Source organism: Bacillus sp. SIMBA_074, from assembly GCF_046534555.1.
In the GTDB taxonomy this organism is placed as follows: domain Bacteria; phylum Bacillota; class Bacilli; order Bacillales; family Bacillaceae_G; genus Bacillus_A; species Bacillus_A mycoides.
On record NZ_JAWRYM010000425.1, the window covers coordinates 1 to 277 of the forward strand.

Sequence of the window (277 nt, forward strand, 5' to 3'; positions counted from 1 at the left end):
CGGATGCCTCCTGTTTTCATTAATTTAATATTAAGGAAATCAACAGCATGTTCATTCAGGAGCCTCATGGCATCACGAGGGGAAAACAAACTTTCATCGGCCATGATGGGCACTTGGACGCACCTCTTTATTTCTTTTAAACCTTCGATATCATGGGCTTGCACGGGTTGCTCCACCAAATCAACGTTCAGCTTCCTTTCCTCGAGTTCATGAATGATTGAAATTGCTTGTTTTGTTGTCCACCCTTGATTTGCGTCAATCCTGATAATAACTTGAT

General features: G+C 41.9%; 1 protein-coding gene. It reads right to left on the reverse strand.

Translation table 11 applies throughout. The features are described 5' to 3' along the window. Window positions 1-269: enolase C-terminal domain-like protein (locus SB773_RS31425; RefSeq protein WP_410594218.1), on the reverse strand; the 269-nt coding region annotated here is incomplete at its 3' end. Window positions 270-277: the final 8 nt, after the last annotated feature.